The sequence below is a fragment of the Paenibacillus plantiphilus genome (genome assembly GCF_927798095.1).
GTDB classification, from domain to species: domain Bacteria; phylum Bacillota; class Bacilli; order Paenibacillales; family Paenibacillaceae; genus Paenibacillus_Z; species Paenibacillus_Z plantiphilus.
Map to the genome: position 1 here is coordinate 18,206 of NZ_CAKMMF010000025.1, position 25,974 is coordinate 44,179.

The 25,974-nt window shown below is 43.4% G+C and carries 24 protein-coding genes and 2 pseudogenes; 15 read left to right on the forward strand and 11 right to left on the reverse strand.

The window, feature by feature from the left end:
- Positions 1 to 62: 62 nt before the first annotated feature.
- From L6H65_RS19540 to L6H65_RS19555, 5 genes and pseudogenes are all read right to left on the reverse strand, one after another.
- Complete coding sequence (locus L6H65_RS19540; RefSeq protein ID WP_236344337.1) at positions 63 to 707, reverse strand: ankyrin repeat domain-containing protein; 645 nt, start codon at positions 705 to 707, stop codon at positions 63 to 65.
- Between the two features lie 59 nt (positions 708 to 766).
- Positions 767 to 958: a hypothetical protein gene (locus L6H65_RS19545; protein ID WP_236344338.1), complete on the reverse strand. Its 192-nt coding sequence runs from the start codon at positions 956 to 958 to the stop codon at positions 767 to 769.
- 122 nt (positions 959 to 1,080) lie between these two features.
- Complete coding sequence (locus L6H65_RS26835; protein ID WP_371877739.1) at positions 1,081 to 2,175, reverse strand: hypothetical protein; 1,095 nt, start codon at positions 2,173 to 2,175, stop codon at positions 1,081 to 1,083.
- Positions 2,176 to 2,208: 33 nt separating this feature from the next.
- A pseudogene (locus L6H65_RS26840) lies at positions 2,209 to 2,289 on the reverse strand (hypothetical protein); the annotation flags it as partial.
- Between the two features lie 372 nt (positions 2,290 to 2,661).
- Positions 2,662 to 3,033: a hypothetical protein gene (locus L6H65_RS19555; protein WP_236344340.1), complete on the reverse strand. Its 372-nt coding sequence runs from the start codon at positions 3,031 to 3,033 to the stop codon at positions 2,662 to 2,664.
- A gap of 115 nt (positions 3,034 to 3,148) precedes the next feature.
- Here L6H65_RS19555 and L6H65_RS19560 point away from each other — a divergent pair, with 115 nt between their 5' ends.
- Complete coding sequence (locus tag L6H65_RS19560; RefSeq protein ID WP_290370458.1) at positions 3,149 to 3,634, forward strand: recombinase family protein; 486 nt, start codon at positions 3,149 to 3,151, stop codon at positions 3,632 to 3,634.
- Between the two features lie 104 nt (positions 3,635 to 3,738).
- Here the strand turns inward: L6H65_RS19560 and L6H65_RS19565 are convergent, their stop codons facing one another.
- Positions 3,739 to 3,882, reverse strand: a complete 144-nt coding sequence (locus tag L6H65_RS19565) for a hypothetical protein (protein WP_236344342.1) — start codon at positions 3,880 to 3,882, stop codon at positions 3,739 to 3,741.
- A 167-nt stretch (positions 3,883 to 4,049) separates the two neighbouring features.
- Here L6H65_RS19565 and L6H65_RS19570 point away from each other — a divergent pair, with 167 nt between their 5' ends.
- The 4 genes and pseudogenes from L6H65_RS19570 (at position 4,050) to radC (ending at position 6,245) form a co-directional block, all read left to right on the forward strand.
- Entirely contained in the window at positions 4,050 to 4,412 is a 363-nt protein-coding gene (locus tag L6H65_RS19570) for a helix-turn-helix domain-containing protein (protein WP_236344343.1), read from the forward strand.
- Between the two features lie 297 nt (positions 4,413 to 4,709).
- A complete protein-coding gene (locus L6H65_RS19575; protein ID WP_236344344.1) occupies positions 4,710 to 4,928 on the forward strand; it encodes a hypothetical protein in 219 nt (72 codons plus the stop codon).
- A 30-nt stretch (positions 4,929 to 4,958) separates the two neighbouring features.
- Positions 4,959 to 5,342 carry a recombinase family protein gene (locus tag L6H65_RS19580; RefSeq protein WP_236344345.1) on the forward strand — a complete coding sequence of 128 codons (384 nt, stop codon included), beginning with the start codon at positions 4,959 to 4,961 and terminating at the stop codon, positions 5,340 to 5,342.
- 296 nt (positions 5,343 to 5,638) lie between these two features.
- Positions 5,639 to 6,245, forward strand: a pseudogene (gene radC / locus L6H65_RS19585) (RadC family protein).
- Positions 6,246 to 6,880: 635 nt separating this feature from the next.
- On the opposite strand, the gene L6H65_RS19590 reads toward radC, so the two are convergent.
- The gene (locus L6H65_RS19590; RefSeq protein WP_236344346.1) at positions 6,881 to 7,471 is read right to left on the reverse strand and encodes a hypothetical protein; all 591 of its coding nucleotides are present in this window, start codon (positions 7,469 to 7,471) and stop codon (positions 6,881 to 6,883) included.
- A gap of 356 nt (positions 7,472 to 7,827) precedes the next feature.
- On the opposite strand from L6H65_RS19590, the gene L6H65_RS19595 reads away from it, so the two are divergent.
- From L6H65_RS19595 to L6H65_RS19620, 6 genes are all read left to right on the forward strand, one after another.
- Positions 7,828 to 8,679 carry a recombinase family protein gene (locus L6H65_RS19595; protein ID WP_236344347.1) on the forward strand — a complete coding sequence of 284 codons (852 nt, stop codon included), beginning with the start codon at positions 7,828 to 7,830 and terminating at the stop codon, positions 8,677 to 8,679.
- An 80-nt stretch (positions 8,680 to 8,759) separates the two neighbouring features.
- Positions 8,760 to 9,038, forward strand: coding sequence for a recombinase family protein (locus tag L6H65_RS19600; protein WP_236344348.1), 279 nt, complete (start codon positions 8,760 to 8,762; stop codon positions 9,036 to 9,038).
- Positions 9,039 to 9,417: 379 nt separating this feature from the next.
- Complete coding sequence (locus L6H65_RS19605; protein ID WP_236344349.1) at positions 9,418 to 10,218, forward strand: hypothetical protein; 801 nt, start codon at positions 9,418 to 9,420, stop codon at positions 10,216 to 10,218.
- The gene (locus L6H65_RS19610; protein WP_236344350.1) at positions 10,219 to 11,499 is read left to right on the forward strand and encodes a hypothetical protein; all 1,281 of its coding nucleotides are present in this window, start codon (positions 10,219 to 10,221) and stop codon (positions 11,497 to 11,499) included.
- Positions 11,492 to 12,046 (forward strand): hypothetical protein, encoded by a 555-nt coding sequence (locus tag L6H65_RS19615; protein WP_236344351.1) that lies wholly within the window; start codon positions 11,492 to 11,494, stop codon positions 12,044 to 12,046. The genes L6H65_RS19610 and L6H65_RS19615 overlap by 8 nt, the downstream gene beginning before the upstream one ends.
- A 582-nt stretch (positions 12,047 to 12,628) precedes the next feature.
- Positions 12,629 to 14,350 (forward strand): ABC transporter ATP-binding protein, encoded by a 1,722-nt coding sequence (locus tag L6H65_RS19620; RefSeq protein WP_236344352.1) that lies wholly within the window; start codon positions 12,629 to 12,631, stop codon positions 14,348 to 14,350.
- Positions 14,351 to 14,629: 279 nt separating this feature from the next.
- Here the strand turns inward: L6H65_RS19620 and L6H65_RS19625 are convergent, their stop codons facing one another.
- The 3 genes from L6H65_RS19625 to L6H65_RS19630 form a co-directional block, all read right to left on the reverse strand.
- Positions 14,630 to 14,968: a hypothetical protein gene (locus tag L6H65_RS19625; protein ID WP_236344353.1), complete on the reverse strand. Its 339-nt coding sequence runs from the start codon at positions 14,966 to 14,968 to the stop codon at positions 14,630 to 14,632.
- A complete protein-coding gene (locus tag L6H65_RS26845; RefSeq protein WP_371877740.1) occupies positions 14,958 to 15,215 on the reverse strand; it encodes a hypothetical protein in 258 nt (85 codons plus the stop codon). The genes L6H65_RS19625 and L6H65_RS26845 overlap by 11 nt, the downstream gene beginning before the upstream one ends.
- Before the next feature lie 298 nt (positions 15,216 to 15,513).
- Positions 15,514 to 15,909 carry a VOC family protein gene (locus L6H65_RS19630; protein ID WP_236344354.1) on the reverse strand — a complete coding sequence of 132 codons (396 nt, stop codon included), beginning with the start codon at positions 15,907 to 15,909 and terminating at the stop codon, positions 15,514 to 15,516.
- A gap of 370 nt (positions 15,910 to 16,279) precedes the next feature.
- On the opposite strand from L6H65_RS19630, the gene L6H65_RS19635 reads away from it, so the two are divergent.
- Positions 16,280 to 16,915 carry an FMN-dependent NADH-azoreductase gene (locus L6H65_RS19635; protein ID WP_236344355.1) on the forward strand — a complete coding sequence of 212 codons (636 nt, stop codon included), beginning with the start codon at positions 16,280 to 16,282 and terminating at the stop codon, positions 16,913 to 16,915.
- A gap of 115 nt (positions 16,916 to 17,030) precedes the next feature.
- Here L6H65_RS19635 and L6H65_RS19640 read toward each other — a convergent pair whose 3' ends face one another.
- Positions 17,031 to 17,276, reverse strand: a complete 246-nt coding sequence (locus tag L6H65_RS19640; protein WP_236344356.1) for a hypothetical protein — start codon at positions 17,274 to 17,276, stop codon at positions 17,031 to 17,033.
- Positions 17,277 to 17,594: 318 nt separating this feature from the next.
- Here L6H65_RS19640 and L6H65_RS19645 point away from each other — a divergent pair, with 318 nt between their 5' ends.
- The 3 genes from L6H65_RS19645 to L6H65_RS19655 are packed head-to-tail and all read left to right on the forward strand — an operon-like array spanning position 17,595 to position 25,961.
- A complete protein-coding gene (locus tag L6H65_RS19645) occupies positions 17,595 to 19,271 on the forward strand; it encodes a hypothetical protein (protein WP_236344357.1) in 1,677 nt (558 codons plus the stop codon).
- A 17-nt stretch (positions 19,272 to 19,288) separates the two neighbouring features.
- Entirely contained in the window at positions 19,289 to 20,878 is a 1,590-nt protein-coding gene (locus tag L6H65_RS19650) for a hypothetical protein (protein ID WP_236344358.1), read from the forward strand.
- On the forward strand, positions 20,871 to 25,961 hold the full coding sequence (locus tag L6H65_RS19655) for an FtsK/SpoIIIE domain-containing protein (protein WP_236344359.1): 5,091 nt from the start codon (positions 20,871 to 20,873) through the stop codon (positions 25,959 to 25,961). Before L6H65_RS19650 ends, L6H65_RS19655 begins: the two co-directional genes overlap by 8 nt.
- Positions 25,962 to 25,974: the final 13 nt, after the last annotated feature.

The following is a 25,974-nucleotide window of genomic DNA, read 5'->3' on the forward strand; positions in this document are numbered from 1 at the left end:
TAAACAGCAAACAGCGGAAAGGACAACTGCATCCTCTCCGCTGTTCATATTGTTCATCCGAATCACCGTATCCGCACCCTCACGCCGTCCTCTGTTTTATAATCCTCTGGATGTGTCTCATGCCTTGGCCTGTTGTCGATTGTAGCTCCGGCGTCTTCAAGTAGTTTCAGTATATCTGTGTTGTAGGTCGTCTTCGCTATCGTCACGCCTTTATTCGGATCAGCACCATAATCCAGCAACCGACGTACAATAGCTACCTGATCGAACATTACTGCCGATTGCAGACCGCTATCTACATCCGCACCATATTGGATGAGCAACTCCACAACCTCCAGATTACCCTTCTCTATGGCATCATGCATGGCAGGAAAGTCTTCTGATGGGTCAGCCCCCGCTTCCAACAACAATTTCACCATCGGCCCCGGGTCTTCATTGAAGTTGACCGCCAACGATAAGTTGCCTACAGGAATCGACTCCGCTCCAACTCCATAATCAGCCGCGATGTTGGGCGAGGCTCCTTCATCCAGCAATCGTTGTACCTCATTCAGATTGCCTTTCCTGATTGCCGCATTTAGCTCCGTAAATATGCCATCCGTTCTAACCTGTTCAGATTGCTGAGAATTCAACACACGCTCTACAATGGAGCATCCTGTCAGAGCCACCAGGCAAAGTAACAGGACTCCAATTGCATATATCCTCCGCATCATCATTTCACCTCCAGACCAACTCTGATTATTCGCAGAGTCATTGTATTAGCCTTATTGGCTCAATAGCCGCCGCGAAGTCGATCCTCCATGTGCGTTGCCTGATTCAGCAACAGGAATGCAACAACGAACAAAGCAATGCCGATCCAGATGTGTTTACGTTTCTTCTTCGCTATCGCGGTGATTGTGTAGGCAATGCTCGTAATCTGTATAATGGCTCCGATAATCTTCAGCATCAATGCGGTTGTTTCCATATGCTTATCCAGTCCTTTCCCCTTGTACTGTTGTAATGAAATCTATCCTGCTCCCCTTGCCGTATCTTCCTTAATGAAGAAAGCGAAGTCGATCAAGTAGCTTCGACTCCACTCTTGAATGATTACAAATTGATTCTGCGGATGGACTTGCTGTTGTCATCATAGAAGATGACATTGCCGTTGTTGTCGAAGACCATCTGCTTCATTTGTCTTATCTGCAATCCATCCTTGTAAATCAAGTCATTTTCGTTGATGAAGGTGGTCATGTTTCCGGCCTCGCCCATTTCGTAGACCGTTCCTGCAATACTCATATACAATTTCCCGTTGTGAGTCCCGTTGTGAGCAGATGCACTATCAAATCGGGTATCTTCATACACGGCAACCTTGTCCACCTTCACAGGAAATAGTTGAAGACTGTACATTTTGCTCCGACCAAACACATATAGCTTGTCCGCAGTTGCATGAGCGGCGGCAACAGGAGGGTAGCCGTAGTAATCGGACAAATCCAGAGCGGTATAGCTTGTACTGCTGGCGATACGCTCAACCTGAGATTGATTCAGCTTGCCTTCATAGACATGGGACTCATGGCTGCCTGTAACGCCATACAGGATACTCTCCGCATCAGGAAAAGCGATAAAATCCACGAAGCGGGTTTCTTCATGGTCAAAGTCATAGGCCGCTACGCTGACTCCCCCTGTGATGTCGTAGATGATTGTTTGTGCGGATACCTTCGCCGCAAGGTATAGCTTGTTGCTAGCCACATTGTAAGCCAGCTTCAGCGGCATGAGATTTTTGTAGTCGTAGTGCTTTGCATTTCCATTCGCATCCTTGTAATCCCAATTGAAGTCCTGATTGATCGTCTTGAACGTCTCTACCGTTCCTTTAGAGCTGTTGAATTTGCGGATCTTCAACTTCTGACTGTCGAGGAAGTAGACATTGTTGTTCTTGTCCACGATCATGCTGTCAACTTGGTTAATCTTCGCTGTCCGCACAGGGCCATCCACATCACCAGCACCTGAGCCGCCAACCAATGTCTCCACCGTAAACTTCGCAGATGGTGTGGATGAAGGTGTTTGATCTACAGGTGTGGTCGGTGCAGATGAACCAGGTGTAGCTGGACTTGGTGCGGATGGAGTTGTGGGTGTTGGATTCGTTGTTGTCTGTCCTCCACCAATCTCCTTGTTGTCATTGCCATACTGATAGGCACGCCAAAGCATAACTGTTGCTTCTGCACGGGTGATTGTCGCTTGTGGACGGAATGTCTCGTCTTGGAAGCCAGATACAAGCCATTCTCTACTGCCAATGAAACATAGCTCTTTGCGGATTCGGATATACCAGCATAGTCTTTGAACATTGCTTCAATGGTACTTTGATCGGGCAGACGATTGACGTCATAGCCTTTGAGCTTGACGAGGGCGACAGCCACATCTTCACGGGTTGCTGGTGCGGATGGATTGAAGATGTACTTGCCGTCTGCGGTACGATAGCCCATCATGTAGTCCTTCACGGATTCCACGAACGGAGAAGCCCAGTTTGTTGCCTCGATGTCAGAGAAGGAAGAGTAATTCACCTTTTTGGGCGTGATGCCGGATGCAGTAATCATGATCTTGGCGAACTCTGACCGGGTGATGGTGTTATTCGGTCTGAACTTGCCATCAGGATAGCCGCTGATGACTTTACGATTTACCATCTCGGCTATAAAGCTATAGGCCCAATGCGTCGATGGAAGATCGGTGAAGCTGACGTTTGATTGTGTTGTTTCTTTCCTTCTTCTCAATCAATTCTGTTTGCATCTCATCCAACATCTCTTGATGAAATGACTTGCCTTTGCCAGCCTGTACATCACTCTTAACTGCATACACATGCTTCTCTAAAAATGCGATCTCCGCTGCTAAGCTGGATACCTGTGTAATCAGATGCTTGTTCTTCTCATTATGGTACATGTGAATCTCTTCCTCCAAGTGATTGCCCATCGACAGCCGTAACAGAATCGTTCTGAGCTTATTGGTGAAAATTTCCTCAACCCGTTCTTTACGCCAGCCTACATAAGAACAAAACTCCTTACCTTTCCGCATGTAACCACCACATACTAGTAACGGTGGTACGCCGCCGTATGGATACCGGACGGAGCATATTGCTCTGGGGCATCAGAACACCAAGGCGACATGGGTACCGGGGCCAAGGGAGGAAATCGACGTTGTACGCTGGATTTTCAATCAGTATGCGTATGAAGGGATGGGATACCACAAGATCGCGTCTGAGCTGAATCAGAGGCAGATACCGACGCAGAAGGGGCGGACATGGTCGGCAAGTACAATAAGAGCCATTATCTTCAATGAAGCTTACATCGGAAGCAAGGTGTGGAACAAGCAGGACTATCAGACCAAGGGTAAAAAATGGCGGGATCGTTCGGAATGGATCATCACGGAGAATGCTCATCCAGCTCTCATCACCAAGGAACTGTTTGAGCAATGTCAGACCGTCGCTAAGCAACGCAACAACGGCGGGGGTGAAACGCATAAACCTTTTGGCTCCAAGCCCATCTCGCCCTTCTGGTTGCGTGGAATTATGGTATGCGATAAATGCGGATCACGGATGGTCGGCAACTCAACATCCACACGTACCAAGAGCGGCGGTCAACGATATTATTACACAACTCCTATATACGATGATTAAGCATAGGGACAATCAGTTGCCAAAGCATTGCATGGATTAACCCTCCATCCGCACGATACTTGGCTGGACAGTGAATTGAATCAACATCGTCACTTGTCCGTTGTTCAGTGCAACAACTGCAAATCTGCCTTCATTGCATTCTGCCATTCTTCTCCGTAGGTTGGCAATGCGGCTGAGACAGTGGTGGTTACTATGAATCCTGTAGCTAATGCCGTTACAGCCATTCCGATAAAAAGCTTTCTAATCATGCTGTTGTACCCCCTCAACTAATGTTGAAATCTATTTTGATGAGTATCATCAGGCATATTTTACTATATAAGCCCCAAAAGGTCACTTATAAATGTACTTAACATGAACTTTAATGGTGTTATGCTGTCTTGATATGTCCTCTACCCTTGATAGTAGAGGTGATGATATGTCGGAGTTTGTGAAACTGGTAGGTGAGAAGATCAGGCTTGTCCGTAAGGCACAGGGAATAACACAAGAGAGACTTTCCGAATTGTCGGGATTGAGTGAGAAGTATCTATCAGATACAGAGCGAGGGTCACGCAATATCTCGTTGGAATCGCTTGAGAAGATTATGCAGGCGTTAAAGATCAAACCACATGAACTTTTTCTCTATGAAGACACCAACACAATAAGTGAGGATAAGCAAAAGTTAATTAAAATGTTTCAGCCATTACTCGTTGATCGTGATATTCAAGAAATCAGGTTTTTGCTTAAGATTGTTCAAGAGTTCGTGGATACCTTTGAAAAAGTTGATAGCCGCCGCATATAGGCCAAAAAAATATACAAATTTCCCCGAGGCACCACGCCTTAAATAACAAAGGGGTGGGCCCGCCGTTTCATGCCCCACCCCTCCCCATATGGACTGCTTCTGCTGTTGATACAGTAGTAGCAGTCCTTTTTTTGTTTTCATTCATGTTGCTGTTGCTGGCTGTGATCCAAATCATTACCTCGAACAGCAACACATGCAAAGAAGCCCTCTCACACGATGAGTGGGCTATTCGTCGTTGCCCGACAGAGACAAAATTATCGGCTGTGAGATGATGCCGGACAAAGGAGATGAATGCAGATGGTTGTTAAGAAAGGTCTGTCTTCGGAGATGGAAGAGTTATTGAAACAACTGGTAATGAATGGAGGCCTCCGCATGGCTGGAACGGTGTTGTATGTGTATTGCCGTCGGACGTATCAGGTGGATGAAGACACTGCCGCACGCTGGATGACAGCATACTTTCGTCGTGAGTTTCCACAAAAGTTACAACGGCATCAAGATCGCATTTTCAAGGTGTGACCCATTACATTCAGAGAGGAAGATTGAATCATGAGCTATAAGGCTTTTAAGAGCAACAGTTCCAAAAAGTTTTTAGGGTTTTGCGAGCAGAAGGGATTCATCTACAGTGTGCAGTTGGCTGTTTACAAGTTTGATCGGTTCTCACGTAAGAGGGACGACCATGTCATCTACAAAGCATTACTCAATCAATGCGGGGTGAAGGTCATCTCGGTTACGGAGCAGACCGAAGCGGAGACACCGCAGGATATGTTGCTGGAAGGGATGCTGGAGGTCATTTCGGAGTTTTTCAATGCAAATTTGGCGACTGAGGTAAGGAAGGGGATGACGCAGAACGCAAAACAGGGATTCTTGCAGATGGCCGCATCGTCTGAGGACGACAGCAGGCTATTTTTTTATTGCTACGAAAGGAGGTGAACAACTTGGAAAAGCTCTAGTACTTATTCACTCAGAAAGCCCGTCTACAGGCCGCAATGCAGATGATGGACGCAGATGCCCCATTCGATTCAGAGGATGGTAGGATATACGCTCAAACTCTTGTAAGGCTTGTTCTGATTAACATGCGGATTGAGGAAATAGAAAAAGAAGCCGCCCACAAATGAGGCGACTCAAGAAAAATAACCTTGTATTCATCATACTGAACAACATCATATCATGCAACGGGAGAAGTCGAATCTGGCTTCTCCTTTTTGCGTTTACAGGAGGGAATAAATATGATCTTTACCAACGAACTGTCTACAATCAAATCATTGCTGGGTGACACACTCGCTGAAAGGCCCGGCTCCTATATTGTTGATGAAATCTTTGACCGCTTCCCCACCATACAGGAACTGATGAACGTCACCGAGTTTGAGTTGTTATCCATTAAGGGTATTGGCAAAGTAAAGGCTCGCCAGATCATCGCCGCGTTGCAATTAGCTCGCAGATTGGGCAGACCTGCCGACACCATTCCGCAGACCGCAGGATGCAGTTGACCTGCTGATGACGGAGATGAGATATCTGCAACAGGAGAGGTTCGTCGGGTTATTCTTATCGACCAAGAACAACCTCATAGGACAGCCAGAGACGCTCTCTATCGGTTCACTCAATGCCGCTATAGTCACGCCTCATATGGTATTTCGTGCCGCTGTGAAGCGTTCTGCGGCTTCTGTTATTTGCGTGCATAACCATCCGTCAGGTGATCCTACCCCATCACCTGAGGACATCCAGCTAACAAAACGCTTGGTGGAGAGTGGAAGTATTGTTGGGGTGGACGTTCTGGACCATCTTGTGCTGGGTGACGGTAGATTTATGTCCCTGAAAGAACAAGGGTTCATGTAGACCGTATAGACGAATTAATTGTATGACTTGAAGTACGATGGAGTGATTTGGCCGCTCGCTTTCGCTCGCGGCCCGGCATCATGCGTGCAATTTATAAGCCACCCCACCGCCCCTGAGGGGCCCGCAAGACTAACGCCCTGCACCCTTCACTCGCCGTTTGGCGTGTCCTCGCTAACGCTGAGGACAGAATACAGTGTTGGTGTAACGAGCAGCGTCAAGGCTGAAACAAGCTCGGCTTCGCCTCGGCCTTGACGCTGACATTGAACTCGTCACCAGCAAACAAGGCAAACATTACTGCTAAGGACATGAGGTTAGCTCGTTGTTGCTTGTGGCGGATAGTGAAGGTCAGTAGATGAGCCAATCTTGTAACTGTTTATCATAGTCGGTTGTAAGATACGATAACTTGCTCATACCATCGAGCTTCTTCAATATAACTTTCTTTTGGTAAGTGTTCAGTGCTTTTAGTGTCTTCACTACACTATCCGCAATAACTGACTTTTTGTATTTAACGAGGAGGGCATCCAGTTCTGCTTGATCTGCATCAATCATGACAAGGTCCTGGAAAGGACAAATTAACCTAAGATTCTGCAAGAACACAGGGAGCGATAGTTGATTCTGTTTGTCGTACTTCTCCCTTACTTCGACTCTCGTCCAATCAAGGTGGATGTTCTTCGGAATTTTCTGCTGAGTAGCTTTATCATAGATGAGAATCGTTTTGGCACTACGTTTGCCCCCAGATATAAGGATTCATCTTTGAAGCGGTCGTCCAAAGTTCTGAAGCCAGATGCCCATATGCGGTTCATGCAATGGACTGGATTATAATTGAAAAGATCCACCTTGAAGTCAACACGTCGTACATGCAGGTTGTTGGCATTGCCCGATGCAAATGTAGCCCAATCCAACACTTGTTGTAGGGAAAGTCCACCCTCAGATGGATTGATCTTAATCTTGTAGGGAGCGACCTTAGGGAATCGCGGGCCAAACAATAGCGTAACACAACCAAGGCTGTAGCTTTCAGCGTAAGGACCTTTAGTTGGGTAGTTGTGCTTCCCGTATGATTGCATCAAAGATAAGAAGGCAGGCTCTAGCGGATTATAGGAAAGCAGATGCAGACCATCAATTACGCTGGTCTGATACGGAGTACTCATTTCAAATAGGTGGCGGTATTGTCGTAGTAATGTCTTGCTGTTCTGAACTTTACGTTTCCATGCTTTAGATATTATCAATGCGAAGACTTCCCCCACTGGGTGAACCCAGTGGGCCTTGGATTGACTGTTGTAGCCTAACCCCCTTGTAGTACAGCAAGCATCATAGTGTGAACACAGAGGGTCTAATGTACAACACACTACTAAGCATGGAAGCCGCTATACCATATCTACGACCTAGCAGAATAACAGGATTCTAAGCTATGTGTAGCATATAAATCAGAAATTAAAGTTTAATGTATATCTTATAGGCTACCATGCCTGGTTGACAATTCGCAACAGTATTACTTCATTGATTCGCCTGATCCAACACGGATCGGGCTTTTTGAGTTTTAAAAAACCAATCAACTCAACTGAACAGAAGGAGAATATCAACAATGAACATTGTTATCTATCTTCGTGTATCATCCGAGCAACAAGCAGAACGTGAATTATCCATCCCGGCTCAACGGGAAGCACTGCAACGATATGCGGATGAACGTGGATGGTCTATTGTCGGTGAATATGTAGATGAAGCGAAATCTGCAAAGACAGATGCAAGACCAGATTTTCAACGAATGATTGCAGATGCTCAGAAAACAGATACACACTTTGATGCGATTGTCGTCCACAAGTTTGATCGGTTCAGCCGCAATCGTGCAGATCATGCTGTATACAAAGCACTGTTGAAAAAACATGGTGTTACCGTTGTATCTGCATCCGAGCCTGTTGATGCGGATACGCCACATGGTTTTCTGTTGGAGTCGATGCTCGAAGTCATCAGCGAGTTCTACAACGTTAATCTGCGTCACGAGACGTTTAAGGGGATGCGGGAAAATGCCTCTCAAGGATTTCATTGCGGCGGCAGAGTGCCCTTCGGTTATCGGCGTATTCAGACGGGCCTAAAGGTTGCGTATGGGCTTGGAACGAACGATGAGGTCAAATTAGTCCGGCAGATGTTCCAGATGGCCGCAGGAGGCCATGGAGGCAAGCGAATTGCCCGTCAATTGAATCAACAAAGCATTATTGAAGGAAAAAGGTGGGCTCCGTCCACGGTGCTTGCTATTCTCAGCAATCCAGTCTATCTCGGCAAGCGTGTATGGAATAAGAAATCAGATGCGAATGGAAAGCGGAATGATGCGTCTGAATGGATCATCGCAGAGAATGTACATCCAGCTATTGTCGATCAACAGCTTTGGGATGCCGCTCAGGCATCGTTGACCGCACGAAAGATCAATAAACCACAATAACATGCAGTTTCATCGCAGGTACGCCAAAACGGTGTGCCTGCTTTTTTATGCCCAAAAACAAGAAAAGGGAGAGGTATTTAATGAAAGTAGCTATTTATGCCCGTGTGTCTTCAGATCGTCAAGCAGAGAAGGAATTGTCCATTCCAGCACAGGTTAAGGCCATTCAGCAATATTGTCTGGACAAAGGGTGGATCATCGTCAATGAGTTCATTGAAAAAGGGAAGTCGGCAAAGACGGATGATCGTCCTGAGTTCCAGAAGATGATTACATTAGCCAAACGTTCCAATCGACCATTTGATGCTGTTGTGCACCTCTGCATCCAGCAATCCGATCAGCGTTTGAATGTCATACTTCACTGATGCTATGTACTCTTCCGACACATCGACCTCATGCAATTCGGCTGACAGCATCTGATGTTCGTAGAATCCGAAGATGTTACATCAACTGATAAGTAGATTCGTGTTAACAATGTTCATTCAGAGAGAAACAAAGAAGGTGTACTTTACAATACAGTTCAAATCCGACGATACAGCCATATTCGACAGAACACTTGTTGCAGAGTGGAAGTTCTAGTGTTCATGAATCTTAGTCTAAAATTGATCTTGGAATAAAAAAAGGGGTTTTCACTATGTAGATCTAACTATGCATAAGAAAAAAGATATGTAATAATAATATAGGATCCAGAATATTCTCAATAGTAATTGTTAATACTGGATCCTATGTAGAGGAGTGAGAGAAGTGACATTTCATAAATATGATTTTGAAGTTCTGAATATTTCAAACATACCTTCTAGTGAAGAAAGAATGGACCTTCTTATAAACATGTTTGGTGAACAATACTATTCAAATGATGAGATGGTACATCGTGAATTCAACAGTATATTTGATTACTCAAGAGAAACATTTAGAAAAATGCTCAATCACAGTTTTCTTGTGGGAGTACTCGACAGGAGCGACAATGTATATAGGTTATCATCTGTTTCACTAAGTTATTTTCATAAGAGAATTGATTTTACTGAGTTCATGCATAATTTAATTGTTGGAAACTCGGACGTATACAAAACCATGCATATCATCATTTATTTACTTAAAATTTTTAATCCTTCCTTAAAAATGAAGACATTGTATACGATCTTCTCACTACTTGGAAAGAATCGCATAGATCCAAGTGCTCAATCTTCAGTAGGTAGGAATCTAAGAGCCTATTTTTCATTTCTTACTATGCTTGGATTAGTAAAAAGAGAAAAAGATGAACTTGTTTTAACTGAATCATCATTACATTCTGATTTTTTAACCAATGATATTATTGGGATAGAAGAATTGTTTGATACTGAAGTAATTAATATAAAAAGTGTCACAAATTACATGCTGAAGTTTTTTGATAAGCCTGCTGCTGATGATATTCTAAGCTGTGTATCGTCATATGAAATAGATAGATACATCTGGACAAAGAGTAGTTTATATAAAAACCAAGGAGAAATAAAAAATCTGTATGGAGAGTACATTATGACGCTTATCATTAAGAAGGGGAGATTTTAAATGAGCCACACTGAAAATGTAATTGATATCTTGAAAAGAGCGTTAAATCGAACAGTCCCTATTACCGATCCGAACTATATTATAGGTGAAGACAATTCAATAGCGGTGTTTAATTCTTGGGTGAATAATATACAGAGCGGTGAAAATGGAATTATTGGTGCGGTTGTCTTGGGGCAAGTTGGAAATGGTAAAACACACTTTCTTCGGTACATGCGACGAGAATATATTGAAAAAAAAGAGAACTACGTAGGTATATATGTGCCAGATATGTTCGTTGGAGGCCCTCTAGTTAATGCTTTAAATAGTATTTATAAATCATTATTTGTAGGTTCAGGAAATAAATCATTAAAGGACTATCTTTCTGATTGGAAAGAGTATACCAAAAATCCTGAAGCAAAAATGCCTGAAGAAGTTCCGAATGAATTGATCAGGTACTTATTAGCATGTGACAATTCAGAAGAAATGGAATTAGTACTTGATTACTTCTCCAATAAAGATTTATTTCCAGATCAATTAAAGTATTTGCGGACTAAATTCGGTGCTAAGAAAAATTTTATTAATAATGAAAATGATTTTTCTCAATATATCGGTGATGCACTTCAATTTATCCAGATTGTTACGAGTAAATCAATATTATTGTTCTTTGACGAAGTTGATAAAGTATATTCTTCTGAAACAAATACCGTAACTATAACGAGGGTGGGAACAAAGATTCTGTCTGCTTATCGTAGTCTGTTTGATAGTCTGAACCGAAGAGGAATATCGGGTGCTATAACTGTTGGTGCAACTCCGGAAGCATGGGATGTTCTATCTAATCAAACAGCATTTGAAAGACGGTTTAAAGACCGAATGATTGTTTTAAAGGTTCCAAAGACAAAAGAAGACAGTGTTCACTTTTGTATAGATCGACTTGAGGAAATAAATTATTTGCTTCAACCCGGCGATCAAGCTCTGGTAGAATCGTTAATTGATCAGATTGATGAGAATAAACTAAAGACATGGGCTGATGTTATCTCTAATGTTAGATCATCAAATGGAACAATGCGTTCTGTTAAAAGCGAATTGGATCCAGCTAAGTTGATTGTGAGTGTATTAAAGAATACTGTTTCGCCGATGACATGGCATGAGATCCTCGAGGAAGATGATAATTTAAAAGACATTTATCCCAAAACACCACCAACATCACTACTGACCAAACTTGAAAAAGAAGGTAGAATTAAAATAAATGCAACTAGACCTAGAACATATGAAATAGATGAGGATAACTCGAATAATGACTAATATACCCGAGCCCAACTATTATAGTTCAGCTGTTATTAGAGCCAGATTAGAAAAGAGACTTGGTGCTGCTCAATCAATTGAGGATTACGTTGGTGACAATTACGCGAAAGATGTTACAGAATGCTTCAACATTTTGGATATTGATTATCCAGTCACTGCCGCTGGTATTTTAGGGAGAGCATTGGAGAACTGTACTAAAGAGTACTGTGAAAGAAAAATAAGCAATAAACGAAAACTGTCGGTAAATACTGCTAGTTGGCCTATTTCGAATATTAGAAGAGTACTAGTTGAGGGGAATCAAAAAGATAGGCTGAGTTTTCTTAACCAGCAGGAAGTTACTAAGAACGGTCACAAACTAAAATTAAAAAAGAAGTATATTACTGATGCAGTTTACACATATCTTATTGATATAAAGAATTTAAGAAATGATGCTTTTCATGGTTGTGATGATGAAAAATATTTAGAATGGGAGAGCAGATCGTATATTCTGATCGAACTCGGCATGAATTGCTTAGTATCTTTAGTTAAAGAAATGAATGATATATAGTCGTCTATGTATAGTTCACACTAAGGGTTATTGTAAGCAGTCCCTCGGGTGACATCAAATCCGTGACTACACCCGTAGATGCCTATGTGGCGATGTCTTCGGACAGGGGTTCAAATCCCCTCGCCTCCACCAACCTTACTAAAAACGAACACCATATATTTTGGTGGTCAAGGATTTTCAGTTACTGTTTGGTTCTGAATGAAATTCAAAGTATTTTACATAGGGATGGCAACTTTGCCATCCTTTTTGTCGTTTTAGCTGAAACTTGATTGATCTTAGATAAGGCGATATAATTGTTACATCTTCCAAAATGAGGTGAAATGGATGTCATTCCGTATCGTTCGAGGTAGGTAGTTTTCGGGCCGGAAAAAACGCGTACCGGCTATCAAGGGGAGGAGTCTGCCCTTTTGAGTATACGAAAACTATACTATGAACGATATCAATCGACATCATTTCTCTTAATAAAGCCAAAAGGCACACCGATTGTCTGAGGCGGGGATTAATGAAATGCTCATTGATTCCTGTTCACGACAAACAAGTGCCTCTTGGCTTTTTCAATTATCTCTTTTTGGAGGCAGAATTATGTTGAAAAAATGCTTATTTATGTTCAAATGGATGATATTGATATATGTAGTACTGGGTTTTCTGGTTCAGTTTTTTATTGCTTTTGGCATCAGGACATTTCAAGAACTTGTCGACAAAGTGGTTTTGTCCGTAAGTTTCAACGATGTTGCATCGTATATCGTATTATATGGAGCGTTGTTAGCAGGGGCGGTAATAGTTAACTATCTCTTGGAATATCCTCACACCTATTTGTCAAACAGTATATTGGAAAAGTTAAAGGTCATGGCACTTTCTAAAGTTTCTAAGATCGACTACTCTGCGTACCAAAACATTGGCACAGGAGAAATGATCAAAGTTATCGAAAATGGTGCATCAGCTGGAATGAATATCATCCATTCATTCTACTTGAGAATACTGCATGAATTGTTGCCGACTATCATATTCAGTTTATTTTTTATAAGCCTTTATAACTTGAATGCTATGTTAATTATTGCGGCTGGCTATGTTGTCATTTTCTTCTTAAATAATTTACTTCTACGAATGTTATATCAAATAAAGTCATCTTTACTTGAAAGTCAAGAGAAAATGTCTAAATACTCAATCCGAGGGTTTATGGAGTTAGTTGTATTTAGGCTAAATAAGAGATACGAGAAAGAGATTAGGCGTTTACACAATAAGGCGGATGACATCGTCAAGAAGAGTACACAAATTAGAATGATCCATGAATCATTTTTCTCCATATTTGCTTTGTTGGTGAATATTATCAAGATATTCGTTTTAGTTTATGGGGTTAAAAGTGTTTTGTCCGGTGAATCTTCAATAGGCGTTATTATAGCGCTGATCATGTTAATTGATCAAGTCTATACTCCTATAGCAATATTTAACGTGCTTTATGTGGATTACAAGCTGAATCGGGTTACCTATACCCGATTTGAAGAGTTTTTGAATGCACCAGAAGACTTAAACTTAGAAAAGGGAAGAGAAGTTAAATCCCTAAATGGAAATATCGAGTTTAAAAATGTGGATTTTAGTTACGGAGATTCTAGGCAATTAAGCAATATTACTTTTTCTGTGAAACAAGGGAGTTACATTGCAATTGTTGGATTAAGTGGTAGTGGGAAGTCAACAATTATCAAATTAATGCTAGGACTCCTAAAGAAAAAATCTGGACATGTATTATATGATGGAATCGATATTGATGAGATAAAACTGAACAGTTTATACGATCATGTATCCTATATATCTCAAGAAGCACCGATATTTGATACAACCATAAGGGAAAACATTGTCTTTGATAATGAAATAGCTGATGATCAGATTTACGGGATATTGGAAAGAGTTCACTTGAAGGAAAAAGTAGTGAGTTTTCCAAACCGACTGGACACTATGGTTGGAGAAAGAGGATTAAAATTATCCGGAGGCGAGAGGCAGCGGTTAGCTTTCGCTAGAATCATTGCTCAGCAAAGAAACATTGTTATACTTGATGAACCAGTCTCGGCACTTGATAATATTACCGAGAAAAGTATTATGAACAGTATGTTAAAGATGTTTACTGGTAAGACGTTAATTGTCATCGCACACAGATTGCATTTCATCAAACATGTGGACAAGATATTACTGGTTAAAGACGGGCAAATTGTAGATGAAGGTGACTTTGAATATTTAATCAACAGTAGCGTCTATTTCCAAGAGCTATGGAATAGAGGAGTCCAAAACAAGTCAGAATCGAATGATTGTTGATGTAGTAAGAGATGATGTTTCGTGACATCATCTCTTTCCTCACTTCTTCTTAATAAGTTTTCCAAGTTGCCTTTTGATAACATTTCCAAGATATCCTTTGCTGCTTGCTGTCCGAATAATAGTTATGAATTCTGCGTTTCAATGCAAGCCAAGTCTCGGGCTGTTCAGATTTTATATTTGGATATTGTTGTTCAAATCTAATATTTGAAATAATATAGACCTTGGTGTAGCAGGCTTGTTTGTTGCTATATCTGCAAGGCAGTTCCAGCGGATAACCGTCTAAATAGTTGAGCATATCATGGATTTTGAATTGACCACGAAATTCATCGAATAAAATAACATCTTCGCCTTTATAACTATCGAAGGGATGTATATACTCTCCATCACATGCCTTGTTTTGCCGATGCCTGTTTTGCCCCACATGTATGTCACTTCTAATTCTCGAAAGACTTCTTTAAATTGTTCGGCTTTGATAATCTGTCTGACCCTCTCTATCTTGTCTGTATGAAGGAGGTACTCAGGGGATTGTTCCATGATTTCATAGTTTGATGCTCCCGACTTTATAAGGTCATAAAGATCGGCAAGGTCGTTTCTTGCACCAGGCCTCTCAACGGGCATTTCTCCATACTCCTCGAAAGTGCCGGGTATTATAGTCCCGGTTTTGTTCGGAGGTTCCTCTAGCGATCTCTAAATGCGCTTCAGGGAATCTATTCTTCAAAGTGCTAAATCGGATTGCACTAGAGCAGACAATATAAATGTGGGTATGATGCGTTTGTCCGGCTTCATCTGCCATGCAATAATATACTAGTGAATTTAGCTTGTTTAGTTCTTCCTTGATTCTTTCGTGGTCGTAACCCTTTTCCAAAGGATTATTAGGATTATTTTCAAATTGAAATTAAGGACGAGGCGTCGCAACAAGAGCAAAAAGTCATTTAGATGTTTATTGATGGCTACAGTAGAGAAAATATAATGGAGAATTACAAGATCCCCGCAAGAGAGTTGAAGGAGACCATTGATAGCATATTTGTGAAGTGCGGGTACGATAAAACAACAATTTTTAGTCGAAATGAGGACTTACTCATGCAAATATCAGAATTTGAAAAAGAGCAACCCAGTCCATATGCGGACTGGGTTTTGGTGAGAAAGATACAAGGAAAGAAAGTCTATTTGGCGTTCTCATCTGGCTGATGGATGCCAAAAATATTGCCTTCCGTGTCGATATAATAGCCTTGCCACGCCATTCCAGGAAGGGCATACTTGGGTAATGCGACTTTGCCTCCATGATTAACAATGTTCGCTTCCGTAGCATCGTAGTCCCCTACTCCCAAGGTGCATGCATAGCCATTCAAGGGCTGGCCTGGCTCCGGGGAAGGGCCTTGGCGCTTCACCAAAGCTCCGTTAATTCCCGGCTCGTTGGCATCACCCGTCACAGCTCCAAAATAGGGCATTCCCGCATAGCTGCTCCAGTCCTCAAACGTCCATCCGAATACCTCTCCATAAAACGTCTTGGCACGCTCCATGTCATCAACATGAATCTCAAAATGAACTAATCTGCCCATAATTACCTCCTGTGTACTGATTTTAGTACCCCTTTAATTAATTTTGTTTTCCATTGGATTTTCCTGCTTTAGTATTTTGGTTTTGTGTGAAGTATACATTTTCATAACATAGTCCATTGGAAACGGAATCATTTCCATCATTGGTCGAGGCTGTCCTTGTTATCGCGGGGAACGAGAGTGTCCAGTACTGCAGGGGTATACCGTTATACCCATTATACCCGGTCTTATTGGAGATAACGTTAAATTCGTGTCAAATTCGAACGACAAGTTAAATTAGCAAATTACTAATTGAAATTAACTTAAAAAAAGTTATAATAGATAAGTAAGTAAATATTACTGTAACCATTAAACTTGGAGGGAAGTTATAATTATGTCAACTGTACTGTATATTACTGCACACCCGCATGATCACTCAACATCGTTTAGTCTCGCTGTAGGTGAGGAGTTTATTAACGCTTATAGCGAAGCAAACCCTACAGATAAAGTCATTCGTCTTGATCTATTCAATCTGGATATTCCTGCAATTGATGCTGATGTATTTAGTGGTTGGGGAAAACTTCAATCAGGAAGTGCATTTGACCAACTATCAGATGCTGAACAAGCAAAAGTAGCACGTTTAGGTGAAATCGTGGATCAGTTTGTTGCTGCGGACAAGTATGTTTTTGTTTCCCCAATGTGGAATTTCTCATTCCCGCCAGTTTTGAAAGCATACATTGATGCTGTTTCCGTTGCGGGTAAAACGTTCAAATATACGCCAGAGGGTCCTGTAGGTCTGCTTACTGACAAAAAAGGATTGCATATTCAAGCTAGTGGCGGAGTATATTCGGAGGGGCCTGCTGCTGTGATGGAAAGCGGTTTTAGCTACCTGAAGAAAATCTCGCTGTTCTACGGAATTCCTTCCTTTGAACCCCTTTTTGTAGAAGGTATGGCTTTATCGCAAGATCAAGGCCAAGCGATCAAAGAGAAAGCGATTGTTAAAGCAAAAGAGGTTGCAGCCAGCTTCTAAGTTCTATAATGGATAGCATACAAAAAACTGCCAAGATATTGTCTTGGCAGTTTTTTTAGATTAAGACTGCTGCACATATTTTGAAGGAACATTCTGTAGACAGATGATTCATTGTTCACGATCCTCGTTCGGAATGCAGGGGCATATAGAACAGCTTAGGAAGACAAATATTTCTGGAGCCATTAGTGACACCATATGCAGCGACAACGCGTTTAGGCGGAACGGCATCGATGAGCGCGATTGTCGAAGCGGCTCCGATGAAAGAAGCACCGATGCCGACGAGTGCAAGGGACCAAACGTACGTGAGGTACCCGCTCCCCTCCTTTAGTACTGTAAGAAAGAGGACGCGAACTCCTTCCATGAAGGTTCCTCCAATAATGAGTTTCAGATATCCGATACGAGAGGCGATCGTGCTGCAGTCCTGAACGGTCAACCAGGTGTACTAATAATTTTGCTATCCGAACAGCTTGGGGGGAATCTCCTGCACGATGCTGTTCTTTTTTATTGCCAAATCACTCAACATTTTTCGTAGTCTATCTGTAATTTAGAATAAAACTTCAAAACAGATTTATTCAATTCATACAATTGAACTTATAGGTTAAATTATGTATGATAGAAAATATGGAAAAGGTGACTATTGATTCATAGATTTAGGACTTGAGTAGCTAATTGGGGGGAAATGATGAATTCATTTGTTCAATACCTGGACCAATTTAACGTTCTGTCGCCAAATCACGCCAAAATATACGATGAATATACAAGTAGCGCGGATGCCTATCGACTCTCTATCCAAACGAGAATAGAGCAATTTCTGCTGTCGATATTCAAGGATGCGCCGCGCAGCATCATTATGACCGGGAACGCGGGTGACGGAAAGACCAGATTGTGCAGAACGGTGTATGAGTCATTAACCGGGCAGCCCCTGCAGCAATGGCCGGAAAGTGGAATGATGGAAATTTCATTTAATCAGGGCACGCTTATTATCGTGAAGGATTTGTCTGAGCTTACAGAGGCAGTTATATACGAGAATCTGACTCAGCTACAGAACGAGATTAGGGGAGATCATGCTCGAAATATCTATTATCTCATCGCAGCTAATGAGGGGAAGCTAACAAAATTTCTATCCCAGAATAGTTCGCTTCAGGATTTATCTGGGTTGGTCAAAGATCGGTTCATGGATCATACAAAGAATGACCAGAACCTATATCTTGTCAATTTGCAGGATGTAACCTCTTCTATCTACGCCGCTCGTATTATGGAGGAATGGAATCGGGAGGAGAATTGGGCGGATTGCGACACTTGCAGAAAATCGGCTAATTGTGTCATCCGCCTGAATCATCGCAGAATGTCCCAAGAGAGTGTTAGAGAAAGGCTTGCTGAACAGTACCGATTGCTGGACTGTCTCGGCGTTCATGTTACGATGCGCGAGATTCTCATTCATATGAGCTACGTCCTGACAGGCGGTCTAACTTGTGATCAAGTACTGAATGCGGACTACAAAGCGATTGAGAAGCAAGCCAAGCGTGTTTACTATAATAACTTTTATGGGGCTGAGCTTCCGGATGGAGGTTCAATTGAGCAGGGGGCAGTACAATATTTCCGAGAACTAGATCCCGGCCGGTTATCTGTATCCTCCATTGACGATTATTTACTTAATGGAGATATTAGCGGTGAGGGTGAGATTGTAGACAAGCATGCCCGGCTGTTTGATGAAGAGATCGACTTGTTGTTCGGCTATTATCGCAAGCAGATTGAGATGTACCGCAGTCAGGATGCGAACAGAGATTCCGGCAAAATCGTGGAGCTGATGCCTGGTTTCAGACGCAAATATTTTTTTGAATCTGATGAGGGGGATGTCGGCAACCGTAGGAAGTTGGTTCCATATCTGCACTTTCACACGTTTACAGAAAGTCTCATCAATCGTCAGAAGCAATCCGCTATTCGCAAGGAATTGATTCATGGATTAAATCATGCTTTTTCCAAAAAGCTGATTGATCGGGCTGAAAGCCAGTTGTTCGCGGTAAACGAAAATTTGCTGATCCACGAGTCCTTTTCGACCAGTCAGACAGTTTTAAATGTTGAACCGGAACGCTCGGATATTGATTATAAACCATCAAAGTTGTTTATTACGGTCAACCATGGACCGAAGCTGGAAGTGAAGCTGCCGGTTTTTGAATATTTGCTACGGCTGGCAAGTGGCGGGCTGTACGTTACGCTGAAGCAGGAAGTGGATATATTGCTGGGTACATTCAGAAATGATCTGATTAACCGCAGTGAACTGGATGAGTTCATGCTGCAAGTGCTGGCTATGGATTCGAACAAAGGCGTATACAAGCGCCACGATATTAATATTTGACGCGGAGGCGCTGCGATATGTCTACAGTTGAAGCTACAAATAAGCGGGAAGATTTCACTTCACAGCTATCGTCAGATATTTGGGGACATCGGTTTAAAGATGGACAGCGTGGGCCTGAGTATGTACTGGAATTCTTGAACGTGTTGTTTGGCGCCAAGTATTCCTTTGATGACGATGAATACAGCCGCAAGCGGTCGGTAGGCTTACGGGAGTTTATTTTTGAAGGCGTTAAGGAAGGCAAGGGATCTAATACTATTCTAGCTGTGGCAGAAGAGAAGAAAGAGAAGCTGGTTCAGTCGGTTCAGGAAAGCAACTATTTAGTGCTAAAGCAATTTCTACGCAATTTAGAAGTTGTGCTGTATGACACGGATGGTAAGGAGGCCGATCGTTCCTGGTTTGCGAGGTCGCTCTATCCGCTACATGAATCGTTGTTATACGTCGAGCTTCGTAAGAAGGGTGACAATCTCTCGTTCGAACGCAATTTTTTTGCTAGAGGCGGGGAACTGTATTTTCTAATGCTTGCCCACGGCACAGATAAGCACAGAGAGAGAAGGCAATTTATTGAGAGCCGCTTCCGACAGTTGCTGACGAGAAACAAGATTATTGAGAAAGTGGTTAATAAAATTACATCCGTTTTCGAAGAATCAGAACCTTATAATGATCGTCCCTGCAAGCTTCGTACCACAACACAAGATGGGAATGTGCCCATATTGCCGGCAAACGCCCCGCAGACTAACGGTCCTTTATTCGAAGCGTTCGGAGATGAACTTCAAGGGCTGCTACTCCTTGATCTGGACATCCATGAAATGTTCTACCTGCTTATATCGCTCATTTGCTTTCAACTGGGCCGTTACATGCATGAACGGGCGCTTCTTGAGCCCGGGCCGTTGATTTATTTCTTCGATTGCATGGATGGAAAGAACCGCCAAATCTCGCAGCTTGCCGCCAGCAGCTATGAGCAGCACGAGAGCCTGATTAAAGCGAGATTCGAGGATGAATTAGAGCGCAAGGCTGAGGAGGTGTTTGGGACTCCTGACAATATTGAGCAGCAACTGCCGCACTGGAAGGCTAATCCTGATGTATTCTTCGAGAAGCTGGGACTTGGCAAAATGCGCAGCCGAAAGGAAGCTATCAAGCGTGTATTGTTGCGTTGCGGCAATGCGGAGGATGTATTAAGCAGGCTGAAGAGCAGTATTCGCGAAGCGGTAGCCGCCCAGCTAAAGCAGCTTCAAATTACACGCGTCCTGTCACGAGATGGAGGGTTTGCAACTTATCGGCGCGGATCAGCTTCCAATTATCGGTATACGATATCCGATTCATTTCTGCAAATGCTCGTATTCACAAAGGTAAAGCCAGGCGAGAAGATGGAATATCATGACTTTCTAGAAGTATTGTATCGCGATTACGGAGTTGTGATAGGAGAAACGCAGGCGAAGCTATCGGGCCTGTATGTGAAATCCAGGCTAAATATTCGCTATTTTCAGGACAATGAGAAGGCGCTTCGTGAGAAGCTGCGGCATAACGGTCTTCTGATGGAATTTTCCGATGCTACGGCAATGATTCAGAATCCTTATACGGAGTGCCCAAAGGAGGTCCAATATGCATAGCTCCGCCAGGCAGCTGTTGGGTGAGTGGGTCGTGGCGCTGGTGCTTGGCTATTTCGGCCAACAGAGGAGCGTACACAGCGATAAACTGTTCACAAGGATTGCGGGTATTGATGATACAGCATGGAGCGATGTGCTGCATGCATTTCAACAGGCGGAAGATAAGCTGGGGGGGTACTATCGGCCGATTCTTCGAACGTTAACGAGAGTCGAAGGTTTCGACTGCTATCAGTGCAAGGAGCATGAGACGAGCACTTGGCTACGGAACAATAATGCATCAGGTGACGCACTAATTATTTTCATGAATGAAAGGTCGGCAGAGGCACAAAGTCTGGAAAATATTTTCACAATTGATGAGGCCCGTCTTCTGAGTGCGGAAGGACTGGAGGTACTATACCGGCTGCTCTCGGAGACGTACAGATACTATGGGACAGAACTCGAAACGTTACAGACGTTTATGGGTATATACGGCCGGATTTCAGAGCCGCAGTTACAGAATGTGCTTGCATTTCTGTCGGCCATTATTGAGGATGAGCAGCTATCGATGGTAGACAAGGTTCAGAGGAATCTGAATCAGTTGTTATTGTTCCGTGACGCCAAGCTTACTATCAAGACTACTGAAGGATATGTTAGGCTCAAGCGCAATTTTCAACTATCACGGCTGGAGAAGGAAGGCCGAGCATCGCAAAAGCATGAGTTTATTGAAAGTCTTGATGATTATATCGAAAAGACGACGGATGAGCAGGATGAGCACGAGCTCTGGCAAAAGGTGGCCCCGGAATTGTTCCGACAGCAGGTCCTTGCGTTTATTCATAACCAATCGGCCGAGCTGTTTCAATACGAATACGATGATGTTGCCGCTGCACTCAATTTCAAGGCAGGTAAGAAAAAACTGAATGAGCGTGTCAATGAATTCAAGGAGTTTGTTGAAACAAAAGGGGCTTGGTCGGAGGATCGGGATGGCTTGCTTTCAGAGACGCTTGAGGCCATGGATGACACCCCTGATCCTGACAAAATACAAGAGTTCCTTGATGAGTTCATCGGTGAATTGCAGGATAATCCGAAGCTGCGCAAGGATCTTGAGAGAACGATTGTCAGGCAGAGACAGCATGCGGAATATACGGAGCTGAACGATGCGCTTCTTAGGGAGAGTATTCTGCTGCTTGAGAAGTATGCCGAGGAACTGGGACCTGACGTGAAATTTGTACTTAGCGTTACGGATTCCAGTGTCAATGAGCAGAATGCGAAGGCGCTCAGGTTCCATCTATTCCAGTTAGAGCGACTAACTGGATATATTGCATTTAATGAAACTTCAATAAATGAGTCAAATGATAAGACAGGGAATGACATCGCTTTTCAGCTTGTCTTGTATATAGATGGAAAAGAGATGGATAGAAGCAAATTCAAGCTTATACAAGCCTTTTCCGGCATGCTGTGCGGGATGATGGAGCGATTCCAGGATTGTGGCTATGTGCCCTATGTTCAAAAGTATTATGGCGATGATGTGAGATCGGTCAATGTGATAGAGGTCCTCCAAGCGCGAGTAAGCGGTGATGTGATGCTTGGCCAAACGGAGATGAGTGAGGCGGCAGCTGCATTTGGGGAATTTGTTGAATTCTTCACAGCCGAACTATTAAGCGCGCTGCAAAACGGATTATGCAGCATAGCATTTGATGTGCTGGAAGAGCGACTGGAACTTATTCTGGAGAAGGCAAATCAATCACCGCTGTTATTGGTACATATCTATCAGCATGTGGACTGTCTTGGTGCATATGATAGCTACAATTGCAAGGTTACGGACAGGGTGGGCTTTGCCCAAGAACGGTTGGTTACATTGCTGAATCCGCTTAGGCTGCTCGGCTATTCCAAGCGAATTTCACTAATTCGAACCGAACTGATGCATTGGATTTTCCCCAAGCAGGCATCCTTGAATGATGTCAGCGAGATGGACGCCTATTTTCAGCAACTGCAAGAGCGTACTTCACGACTGTCTCCGCATTATTTTGCCGTTAATGGCGGGCCGGATCAGTATCTGATTGAGCGACAAGAGAGAATGGGCGAAGGAACATTCGCTTTGAATGGTCGGAGCAGTGGAGAGGAGCAACTTGTCGGTACCTTTGCCGAGGAGCTTCTCTCTACGGTCAAAACTTATCTTGAGGTGTATCCGTATGCTCGTGATGGTCTGGACATTGTTTTTCTCTACTGCTCTCATGCGGATTATGTCAAACGCGCTGTCGAGCAGATTTTCAGGCATACAAATGTCCGCAAGGTGAAAGTAGCTGTTCATAGCGAGTCAAGAGGAGCAGCAATTTATGAAGAACTGAATAGCTGGATCAATCAGGAGGAGGAGTATTCTGAAAGACATAACAGCTTTCCGAAGGTTGAAATACAGACCATTGCCGAGCAGTCGATTAATGCCGTAATGAGATTTGTAACCGAGTCACTGCCTGATGCGGACATCGGTGTGCTGGTCAACTATTTCGGTCAGTCGTCCAGTGTCCAGTATAGACAGGAAAAGGTGACGGTGAAGGATTCTGATGACTGGTTCGATACGATCTATCGGGAGCCGTTGAAGAAAGAGGATGCAATTAAGCGGGTTAGTCTGGTCAGCGAGAAGCTGCCCAAGCTGATGCAATATTATTATAGAATGCAATATATGCTTCATAATGGCGAGGCTCTTGCGCCTGAAGAGCATTATTTGCTGCGGAATGTCATCTCACTGACCAAACAGTCGGATGCTGAACTGATCAACTTTATGCACGAGCGCTTTAACTGGTCGCTCATAATCGATCGTTATTTGGACAAAACGCTGCTGCGGCAGGTATCCTCCAAAGCGCAAATTATTAAGTATAAATCGAATGCCGGCAAGGATAAAGGGTTCAGAACGCTAGTATCCTCGTCAAAGTATATCCGTAAACTGGCTAATGAGCAGTCTGATCATGAGTATTATGACAGGCTGTATCACAAATTTGCGCTGCTGCTCAAGAATGACCAAATTGATCGGCAGAAGATTGTGAAGGCCATTGAGCGTGTGAAGGATATATCAGGTGGAATCGTACTTCGCGCCATCGGCCCCGGCCACTTTGCCCATGAATTAATGGCCATCTATTTGTCTACGGAAACGAGACCGGCCGGAGCGGGGGAACTGGTCATATACTCCCTGTGCGACGAACTACCATGGTTTCATGGGTCTGTTCGCAGACCTGACCTCGTAAGAACGTCAATTCGACGCAATGGGGATCAGATTTGTCTACATTTCGAATTGGTGGAGCTGAAGTTCATAAAGCATACCATTTTTGAACAAGAAAGATATGACGCGATTAAGCAAGTCAAGGCGGGAATAGAGCTGTACCAGAGTCGGTTCCACTTTGGTGAGCACCCAGCGAGCGCCGAACTGTGGCGGAAGGAGCTCATTTATTATTTGCTGGAGCATAACACCTACGATATACAGGATGCGAAGCTGTTGAAGGAGCTTCAGGATATTCCGATTGCCAATATCGAAATCTTGATTTCAGGCGCAATCGATACCTTCGTGTATACGTCGAATCTTCTTGAGCTTAGCATAATGGAAGGTCATGTGAACGGCTATCAGACAGAGCAGCTTCAGAACACATTCGTCAATCACATCTATAATCGCACTTATATTTTGAAAGCATTGGGTGCTCTGCAGGAACAAAACATTCCAGCCTTTGAAGCATTGCCGGAAGCGACGGATTTCGTTACGAACAAGCTTGGGCTTGAGCAGGATGGAGCAGCAGAGATTCAAGGCGATACGCAAGGAACTCAATCTGCTGAGAATATTTGGATTGCGATAGGTCCTGACGCTGAAGATCAATTAACGGTTGTACTGCAGCCGGAGACAATACGGGATGAGACATACAGCATGCCGTTCATTGAGGTGGAAAAAGAGGTAATAGTCGAAGCGGCAACCGCAACCGCATTCCCGGAGCAAGAGGCGTTAGCTGATGTGGCTCTCCCGGAGGAGGAGCCTTCGGAGGATATTGCTGAGTTGGTGGAGGGCTATAAGAAGAAGCTACGCTACAGCTTTAACCAGAATGGTATTCAAGTTAAAGTTGTGGATTCGATCGTAGGTATCAGTGTTTTTCGCATCGTTCTGGAAATACCGGGAGACAAGCCGTATAGCAGCATCGAAAGCCGTGCAAAGGATATTTATTTGTGGTTGCAGCTATCGTCGGTTCCGCTTATTCAACTGCGAAATGGACGAATCAATATAGATATTAATCGCGATACGCCGGAAACGATCTATTTTGAGCATTTTATGGTGCAAGCCCGGGAACAATTTCCGCCGGATCGGCTTAAAGGGAAGCTTATTGCCCCTGTCGGTATCGGGCAATTGCGTGAGTTAATTTCGGTCGATTTTTCTAGCCCGAATACACCGCATCTATTAATCGGGGGTACGACCGGCAGCGGCAAAAGCGTCACGATGAACGCAATTATACTGGCTATGATGTGTATGTACCGACCTGATGAGGTTCAATTTATATTTGTTGATCCGAAGAAGGTCGAGTTTATGGCTTATGAGAATCGCAGTCATACGAGACTGGTTATTACCGAAATCGAAGAAGCGATTGTAGCATTAGAACAATTGGTGGAAGAAATGGAGCAGCGATATAGGCTGTTCGCCCCTGAGGGCGTACAAAGTATTGATCAATATGTTGAGATGACCGGGATTCCTCTACCAAGGCTGGTAGTTGTATTCGATGAATTCGCTGATTTCATGGAGCACGAGAAAGCGCTAAGCGGGCGGGTAGAGAGCGCAATTTTGCGGCTTGGGGCGAAGGCTCGTGCGGCAGGCATACATCTGATAATCTGCACTCAGAATCCGAAGGCGGATATTGTTCCGACGAATATTCGTAACAATTTGCCAGCTAGGCTTGCGCTCAAGACAGCCGACCATCATGCCTCCAAAATTATTATTAGTGAAGAAGGCGCCGAAACGCTTGGCGGCAAAGGCGATTTTATGATGAAGATTGATTTACCGGAAGTCGTCAGGGGAAAAAGCCCTTATTTGACGCCTCGCGTCAAAAGAGCATTGCTTGGATATTTCAGTGGGAGTCAGCAATAGCTTCGCTGGACAG

Bases quoted from the DNA above. Each gene is read 5' to 3' on its own strand.
- L6H65_RS19640 (WP_236344356.1), bottom strand. From the start codon at position 17,276: ATGGAAGGAGTTCGCGTCCTCTTTCTTACAGTACTAAAGGAGGGGAGC.
- L6H65_RS19595 (WP_236344347.1), top strand. From the start codon at position 7,828: ATGAACATTGTTATCTATCTTCGTGTATCATCCGAGCAACAAGCAGAA.
- L6H65_RS19620 (WP_236344352.1), top strand. From the start codon at position 12,629: ATGTTGAAAAAATGCTTATTTATGTTCAAATGGATGATATTGATATAT.
- L6H65_RS19575 (WP_236344344.1), top strand. From the start codon at position 4,710: ATGGTTGTTAAGAAAGGTCTGTCTTCGGAGATGGAAGAGTTATTGAAA.
- L6H65_RS19625 (WP_236344353.1), bottom strand. From the start codon at position 14,968: ATGCCCGTTGAGAGGCCTGGTGCAAGAAACGACCTTGCCGATCTTTAT.
- L6H65_RS19580 (WP_236344345.1), top strand. From the start codon at position 4,959: ATGAGCTATAAGGCTTTTAAGAGCAACAGTTCCAAAAAGTTTTTAGGG.
- L6H65_RS19570 (WP_236344343.1), top strand. From the start codon at position 4,050: ATGTCGGAGTTTGTGAAACTGGTAGGTGAGAAGATCAGGCTTGTCCGT.
- L6H65_RS19635 (WP_236344355.1), top strand. From the start codon at position 16,280: ATGTCAACTGTACTGTATATTACTGCACACCCGCATGATCACTCAACA.
- L6H65_RS19600 (WP_236344348.1), top strand. From the start codon at position 8,760: ATGAAAGTAGCTATTTATGCCCGTGTGTCTTCAGATCGTCAAGCAGAG.
- L6H65_RS19615 (WP_236344351.1), top strand. From the start codon at position 11,492: ATGACTAATATACCCGAGCCCAACTATTATAGTTCAGCTGTTATTAGA.
- L6H65_RS19655 (WP_236344359.1), top strand. From the start codon at position 20,871: ATGCATAGCTCCGCCAGGCAGCTGTTGGGTGAGTGGGTCGTGGCGCTG.
- L6H65_RS19540 (WP_236344337.1), bottom strand. From the start codon at position 707: ATGATGCGGAGGATATATGCAATTGGAGTCCTGTTACTTTGCCTGGTG.
- L6H65_RS19565 (WP_236344342.1), bottom strand. From the start codon at position 3,882: ATGATTAGAAAGCTTTTTATCGGAATGGCTGTAACGGCATTAGCTACA.
- L6H65_RS26835 (WP_371877739.1), bottom strand. From the start codon at position 2,175: ATGCTTTGGCGTGCCTATCAGTATGGCAATGACAACAAGGAGATTGGT.
- L6H65_RS19650 (WP_236344358.1), top strand. From the start codon at position 19,289: ATGTCTACAGTTGAAGCTACAAATAAGCGGGAAGATTTCACTTCACAG.
- L6H65_RS19555 (WP_236344340.1), bottom strand. From the start codon at position 3,033: ATGCGGAAAGGTAAGGAGTTTTGTTCTTATGTAGGCTGGCGTAAAGAA.
- L6H65_RS19545 (WP_236344338.1), bottom strand. From the start codon at position 958: ATGGAAACAACCGCATTGATGCTGAAGATTATCGGAGCCATTATACAG.
- L6H65_RS19645 (WP_236344357.1), top strand. From the start codon at position 17,595: ATGATGAATTCATTTGTTCAATACCTGGACCAATTTAACGTTCTGTCG.
- L6H65_RS19610 (WP_236344350.1), top strand. From the start codon at position 10,219: ATGAGCCACACTGAAAATGTAATTGATATCTTGAAAAGAGCGTTAAAT.
- L6H65_RS19630 (WP_236344354.1), bottom strand. From the start codon at position 15,909: ATGGGCAGATTAGTTCATTTTGAGATTCATGTTGATGACATGGAGCGT.